Raw genomic sequence first — 6,756 nt, 5'->3', positions numbered from 1 at the left:
GTGGAGTAACATTACCAGCTACAGGAGGTAATAATCCAACAACTGGAATAGCATTTGGCTTGATATTATTATTAATAGGAAGTAGCTTTATGTTCATCAAAAAGAAAGAGAATTTAAATACAAAATAAGAAATACAAAGGAGGCTGTTTTCACAGTCTCCTCTTTTTTAGAAAACTCTTAAAAATGCTAATATAATTAACATAGTACCTGATAGCCAAGATAAATCTATGGTTGTAATTTCTGAAAATCTTTTTCCTATATAAGATCCCAATAAAATAGTTAAGATTCCAATGATAATGGAAACTACAAAAACCTTAATGTAATTAATCATTATTAAACTACTACCAAATCCAACTGCCAAGCTATCTAAGGATAAGGCAATAGCTAAGTATATTGCTTCTTTGTAAGATAAAACTTTAGATTTATCAATATCTGCTTTTGTTTCATTAGCATAGACTTGAAGTACAAAATTAAAATCAAATAACTTAAAATGTAAAGAAGGATAATCCTTTGCTTTATTATTTATATATGATTTAAGTAAACCTTCAAATAGTCTATAAAATCCTAATAAGAATAAAATAGAAAAACTAAAAACTTTAGCAGTAGTAATTGAGATATAGTTTTGAAGAAAACTACCTAGTACTAATGAGATACCAAGCATACTAGATGATATAATATCCACTATTAACGCCGAAATTAAAGGGATTCGAATTTTACTACTACCATAGGATATACTTGCTATGAATGAATCTATAGATACAGATAAAACTAATAATAAAACTTCTAACATAATTTATCCTCTGAAAAAATTGATATTATATACTATAAAATTAAAAGCAGAAAGTTACAAAAAATGACTTTCTATATTAAAAATAATATAGTATACTATAAAAAATTAAAGGATAATATTAAAATAATGGACAATTAATATGAAGGAGAATAAAATGGATAAGAAGAACACTAATATTAGTGAAGATGAAAAAGTTATAATGAGTTTTCTAGATGAAAATGGAGAAAAAGTAGATTTTGAAGCTGTAGCAAAGGTTTACTTAAAGGAAGTAGAATACTTACTTTTAGCTCCAGTAGATGATGAAAGTGAAGATATTTATGTATTTAGAGTAGATGAAGTAGATGGAAAAGAAGAATTAAACTTAGTGGAAGACGATAAAGAATTCCTTGAAGTTAAAAAGGAATATAAAAAACTATTATATTAATTGGAGGATATTATGAACAGTAATGATATAATTGAAATACTTGAAGAAAATAATTTAACAGAAATAGAAGAACTAAAAAATGAAGATGGCGTTTTTCTTGTAAAGTTTTTTTTAGATTTTGATGATGACGTGTTAAGTGCTGCTAGAAGTTATGCAAATGATGAAAGTGATTACGAAGAAGAAAGCGATGAATGGTATAAGGAATATTTTATACCTTACCTATATGATTACGGTAATGATGAAGTGGTTGATATTATAGAAGAAATCGTTGAAGAATTAGATATTGCTGGAGAAGTAATGGCTTTTCAAATAGATTCATCAAACTTTGAATTTATTAAATTTATGGCTTTATTTACTGAAGAAGATATAGATATTTCAATAGAAGATGTAGCTAAAGAATACATTTTTTAATGCTTAACTTAGAGGAAAAATATTCTATTGCATGTATTTAGATTTGTGTTATAATAATAATATAATAAATCCTGAGATGTGCGCTAAGCTTATAATATTCAACCTACATTGAATATACGGGATTTGCGATATCTAAGTGTATGTCAGGCTCCAATTATTTGCAGTATTGTGACGGGAGAAGACAGAGAATTAGTGAGCTTAACCCACCTGCGAGTAGCAGGTATGAATATTTAAGTGACCGGCATGTTGGGAATATATATGTATTTAATACCTCAAAACTGAGGTATTTTTTTATTTAAGCATAAAAACTTATAAGTAAATATAATGTTTTTATGCTTAAAAATATTTTAAATTAAATTTTCTATATTATTTATGAAAATACATAATAATAATTAAGTAAATAAATTAGGCAACCTTCCTTACAGGATTGCTACATAAGTTTTTTCTGATGTATTTATTAAATATATACTTTTGATTTTTAGTTATAAGCTTGTCTAAGTCTTGTGAAAGATATATTATTAGCGAATTATTAGTAGAAAGGTATCTTAACAAAAAGTTAAGTAAAGCTTTTTTTCTTTTTATTTTTCTACTACATTTTTTTGTCATAGTTAGCACCTCCTATTGAACTACAAAATACAATATCTTATAACAATATTATACCAAAAAGTATAAAAATGTAAAATGAAAAAATGCAACAAAAATCTACAAAAAGATATACGACTTGCTGTTGAATTACTATACATTTTGTTATAATAAATTAAATATGTAATTAATAATAAATGTAATTGATTACATATATAAAGAGTATATAAGTTGATATTAATAGAAAATCAAGGTAAAATAATACTAAGATCTTTTAAGAAGAAAGGATGAACCAAGGATGGATTATATGGATATGAAAATTGATGATGTTATAAAGAGAATAAATGAGCTTTATAAAAAGAGTAAAGAAGAAGGACTAAATAACGAAGAAAAAGAAGAACAACAAATTTTGAGAAGAAGATATATTGATAGTGTAAAAAATAATTTTAGAGCTCAATTAGAAACGGTAGAGCCAAAAAAAAGAAATTAAAGGGTGATAAATTTGTCAGTTACAGTTGAGAAGTTAATAAAAGATTTTGACTTGGAAATATTATCTGAGGGAGAAAAGGGTATTGAGATACTTGTAAATGATATAAATAGACCAGGATTACAATTAACAGGTTTTTATAATTACTTTGCTCCAGAAAGAATTCAAGTTATAGGAAAAGCTGAGTGGAGCTTTTTAGAAACTATGGGAATAGAATTAAGAAAAAAAAGAATAGATAAATATTTTAGCTTTAACTTAAAATGTTTAATTATTACAAGAGATTTAGAACCTCAAGAAGAACTAGTAAAAGCTGCTTTGAAAAATAAGGTTTGGTTACTTAGAACCAATTTAGTTACTACAAAATTTATGAGTAAATTGACTATTTATCTAGCAGATAAATTAGCTCCTGAAACAAGGCTTCATGGCGTTTTAGTTGATGTTTATGGAATAGGAATATTAATAACTGGAGAAAGTGGAATAGGAAAAAGTGAAACTGCTCTTGAATTAATTAAAAGAGGCCATAGATTAGTAACTGATGATGCTGTAGATATAAAAGAAGTTGATGGTGAACTTGTTGGTAAATCTCCTAGAATAACAATAGGTATGCTTGAAGTTAGGGGGATAGGAATTATTGATGTTGCATCATTATATGGTTTAAGCTCTATTCTCCAAGAAAAGGATATACAAATAGTTATGCATTTTGAACATTGGAAAGACGATGGAGATTACGATAGATTAGGGTTAAATGATGATCGTCAAGATATATTAGGCGTTAAGGTTAAAAAATTAAGAGTTCCAGTTAGACCAGGTAGAAATATTGCAGTAATTATAGAAGCTGCTGCAGTTAATTATAGACATTCTCTTATGTCTGATGTTACTCCAGTAGATATAATTGAAAGAAGAATGGATAAAATAATAGAGTAATAAAAATATTTAAAATATAGGGAGGCTAATATGGGCAAGTGTGAAAAAGAGAATAATCCTTGGCTAAAATATCAAGGAGAAAAGAGAGAAGAACTATTTGATTTCTGTAAGGGATATATTGATTATATGTCTATATGTAAAACTGAAAGAGAATGCGTTTTAACTAGTATTGAAATGGCAGAAGCTTTTGGTTTTAGAAATTTAGAGGAAATTATAGAAAACAAAGAAAGTTTAAAGCAAGGAGATAAGGTTTATTTAAATAATAAAGATAAAACTTTAGCTTTATTTATAATTGGTGAAGAGCCAATGGAAAAGGGTTTAAGAATCCTTGGTGCACATATTGACTCTCCTAGACTAGATTTAAAACAAAATCCATTATATGAAGATACTAACTTAGCAATGATGGAAACTCATTACTATGGTGGAGTTAAAAAATATCAATGGGTTACACTTCCTTTAGCTCTACATGGAGTTGTAGTTAAAAAAGATGGGACTAAGATAGATGTAGTAATTGGAGAAGATGATAATGATCCAGTTGTAGGTGTTTCAGATTTATTAATACATTTATCACAGGATCAACTTCAAAAAAAGGCTAATGTAGTAATTGAAGGTGAAGATTTAAACATATTAGTTGGAAGTATTCCATTAGAAGGACATGAAAAGGATGCTGTTAAAGCTAATATATTAAATATATTAAAAGAAAAATATGATTTTGAAGAAGAAGATTTTATTTCTGCAGAAATAGAAGTAGTACCAGCAGGAAGAGCTAGAGAATACGGATTAGATAGAAGCATGATAATGGCTTATGGTCAAGATGATAGAGTATGTGCTTATACGTCATTAATGGCTATGCTAGATGTTGATAATACTAAATATACTAGCGTATTACTATTAGTTGATAAAGAAGAAGTTGGTAGTAATGGTGCTACAGGAATGCATTCAAAATTCTTTGAAAATGCTGTAGCAGAAGTTATGGATAGACTTGGTGAATATTCAAGTTTAAAATTAAGAAGAACTTTATCAAACTCTAAAATGCTTTCTTCAGACGTTAGCGCTGCTTTTGATCCAAACTATCCATCTGTAATGGAAAAGAAAAATTCAGCTTACTTTGGTAAGGGAATAGTATTTAATAAGTATACAGGTGCTAGAGGAAAATCAGGATGTAATGATGCTAATCCAGAATATATAGCATGGCTTAGAAATATTATGAATAAAAATGATGTAGTATATCAAACAGCTGAGCTTGGAAAAGTTGATCAAGGTGGTGGTGGTACTATAGCTTATATATTAGCAGAGTATAATATGGAAGTTATAGATTGTGGGGTAGCTCTACAAAACATGCATGCTCCTTGGGAAATAGCAAGTAAACTAGATATTTATGAAACAATGAGAGGCTATAAAGCTTTCTTAGAAGAAGAAAGTAATTAATATAAAATATCGAAGGATATAAATATTATAGGACTATGATTTTTAAAGAGAAAAGTCTAAGGATTATAATATTTATATCCTTCTTTTTTCATATATTCACATATATTTATTATGTGAATATAATATATGGAAGTTAGGAGGGAGTACTATGAAAATTGATTGGTCAAGATTTAAAAATTATGGACTATGGGTATCTATTTTGGCATTAATACCAATGATTTTAAGTGCTTTTGGAGTAAAAGTAGTGCCAGAAGAATATGAATCTATTATGAATACTGTATTATCTATATTAGTTGCACTAGGAATAATAAGTAACCCAACTACTGAATCTAAATGGTATATAGATGATAAAAATAATACAAATAATATAGACAATAAGTAAAATTAAAATTCTGGGATATTACTACTTTTTGGTAATATCCCTATATTATTATTTATAAAAATATATTATTATTAAGTAAAATAGAAGAATAAAAGTGAGAGTAGTTATGAGAATTGGAGAGTTTAGCAAAAAAAATAATATAAGTATTGAAACTGTAAGACATTATATTGATTTAGAACTAATAATTCCATATAAAAAAGGTGGTCAATATGATTTTGATGAAAATAGCCAAAAAAGTTTAAATAAAGTTTTAGAATTAAAATCTTATGGTTTTACATTAAATGAGATAAAGTCCATACTAATTTATGAATCCCTTGGTAAGTTTACTTTAGAAGATAGTAATTTATTAAAGGATGTTTTTAAATTAAAGGAGAAGGAAATAAGTAGAAGAATTCAAGAACTATTAAGCATGGAAGAAAAATTAAAATACAAAATAAAAGAAATAACAACAAAGGAAGAAAAATCTGCTATTAATATAGGGATTGATATTAATAGTTTAAAATACCTTTCATGTATTTATTGTGGAGGAGACTTATATTTAGAGGAAGGAAATATTAAGAATAATAAAATTGTAGATGGCAGGTTAAGATGTAAATGTAAAAGAGAATATAATATAGAATCTGGAATTTTAATTGTTGAAAACAATAAAGTTAATAATGACAATAGTAATGAAAATATTATGGAAGATTACTTAAGAGAAACAGATATTAATCACATTTCAAGCTTAAAAAAAGGTTTGGATTGGGGATATTCTAATTTAGAAAAAATAGATTTAGATAACAAAGTACTATTAGAAATTGGAAGTGGACTTGGGTTTGCCCTAAGGAATATATATAATATTTTGGATAATAGTATTTATATAGCTATAGATAATGATATAAACAAACATATTTATTTAAAATCTTTACTTGAAAATAGTAATTTAAATAATAATGTTATGCTAATTTGTACAGATTTTAAGAAAATACCTATAAAAGAGGAAGTTATAGATATATTTTTAGATTGTAGTGGCAGTAGTAACTATTGGTTTGAAAAAAATGATTTTTCCATAAGAGATATATTAAAATACTTAAATAAAGACGCATATCTATTATTATCATATATTATATTTAAGAAAATTAGCCTAAATAATTTTATAAAGATAGAAAATAGAAAGAACTTCAATATAAAGTATGTAAAAGAGGACATAAAGAAGAATAAGTTTAATACAATAGATGAACTCTCTACAGAGTGTTTAAATAAGCCAAGTCTTTATGAAGATTATTTTAAAGAAGGGGAAGAAGTTTATATTTATATGTATTTTGGTAAAAGGTAGGGTTAACCCTACC

The 6,756-nt window shown here is 26.4% G+C and carries 10 protein-coding genes and 1 other RNA gene; 9 read left to right on the top strand and 2 right to left on the bottom strand.

Going from position 1 to position 6,756, the window contains the following annotated elements; genetic code table 11:
• A partial coding sequence (locus HUJ77_RS15450) for an LPXTG cell wall anchor domain-containing protein (protein WP_366033187.1) occupies nucleotides 1–128 on the top strand: 128 nt, incomplete at its 5' end.
• Nucleotides 129–166: 38 nt separating this feature from the next.
• On the opposite strand, the gene ytaF is transcribed toward HUJ77_RS15450, so the two are convergent.
• The gene (ytaF, locus tag HUJ77_RS09665; RefSeq protein ID WP_291708378.1) at nucleotides 167–790 is read right to left on the bottom strand and encodes a sporulation membrane protein YtaF; all 624 of its coding nucleotides are present in this window, start codon (nucleotides 788–790) and stop codon (nucleotides 167–169) included.
• Between the two features lie 154 nt (nucleotides 791–944).
• Between ytaF and HUJ77_RS09660 the strand changes: the two genes are divergently transcribed.
• The 3 genes from HUJ77_RS09660 (at nucleotide 945) to ssrS (ending at nucleotide 1,882) form a co-directional block, all read left to right on the top strand.
• Entirely contained in the window at nucleotides 945–1,214 is a 270-nt protein-coding gene (locus HUJ77_RS09660) for a DUF1292 domain-containing protein (RefSeq protein WP_291708377.1), read from the top strand.
• A gap of 12 nt (nucleotides 1,215–1,226) precedes the next feature.
• Complete coding sequence (locus tag HUJ77_RS09655; RefSeq protein ID WP_291708376.1) at nucleotides 1,227–1,625, top strand: hypothetical protein; 399 nt, start codon at nucleotides 1,227–1,229, stop codon at nucleotides 1,623–1,625.
• Between the two features lie 65 nt (nucleotides 1,626–1,690).
• A non-coding RNA gene (gene ssrS, locus HUJ77_RS09650) (6S RNA) lies at nucleotides 1,691–1,882 on the top strand.
• A gap of 148 nt (nucleotides 1,883–2,030) precedes the next feature.
• Here ssrS and HUJ77_RS09645 read toward each other — a convergent pair.
• Nucleotides 2,031–2,231, bottom strand: coding sequence for a hypothetical protein (locus HUJ77_RS09645; protein WP_291708375.1), 201 nt, complete (start codon nucleotides 2,229–2,231; stop codon nucleotides 2,031–2,033).
• Nucleotides 2,232–2,505: 274 nt separating this feature from the next.
• Here HUJ77_RS09645 and HUJ77_RS09640 point away from each other — a divergent pair, with 274 nt between their 5' ends.
• The 5 genes from HUJ77_RS09640 (at nucleotide 2,506) to HUJ77_RS09620 (ending at nucleotide 6,743) form a co-directional block, all read left to right on the top strand.
• The gene (locus HUJ77_RS09640; protein WP_291708374.1) at nucleotides 2,506–2,697 is read left to right on the top strand and encodes a DUF896 domain-containing protein; all 192 of its coding nucleotides are present in this window, start codon (nucleotides 2,506–2,508) and stop codon (nucleotides 2,695–2,697) included.
• Between the two features lie 12 nt (nucleotides 2,698–2,709).
• Nucleotides 2,710–3,618, top strand: a complete 909-nt coding sequence (gene hprK / locus HUJ77_RS09635) for an HPr(Ser) kinase/phosphatase (RefSeq protein WP_291708373.1) — start codon at nucleotides 2,710–2,712, stop codon at nucleotides 3,616–3,618.
• A 30-nt stretch (nucleotides 3,619–3,648) separates the two neighbouring features.
• The gene (locus tag HUJ77_RS09630) at nucleotides 3,649–5,046 is read left to right on the top strand and encodes an aminopeptidase (RefSeq protein ID WP_291708372.1); all 1,398 of its coding nucleotides are present in this window, start codon (nucleotides 3,649–3,651) and stop codon (nucleotides 5,044–5,046) included.
• A gap of 148 nt (nucleotides 5,047–5,194) precedes the next feature.
• Nucleotides 5,195–5,428, top strand: a complete 234-nt coding sequence (locus HUJ77_RS09625; RefSeq protein WP_291708371.1) for a phage holin — start codon at nucleotides 5,195–5,197, stop codon at nucleotides 5,426–5,428.
• Nucleotides 5,429–5,522: 94 nt separating this feature from the next.
• A complete protein-coding gene (locus HUJ77_RS09620) occupies nucleotides 5,523–6,743 on the top strand; it encodes a MerR family transcriptional regulator (protein ID WP_291708370.1) in 1,221 nt (406 codons plus the stop codon).
• Nucleotides 6,744–6,756: the final 13 nt, after the last annotated feature.

This window comes from Clostridium sp. (genome assembly GCF_021443865.1).
Classification (GTDB): Bacteria; Bacillota; Clostridia; order Clostridiales; family Clostridiaceae; genus Clostridium.
This window is presented reverse-complemented; position numbering and strand designations above follow the sequence as displayed.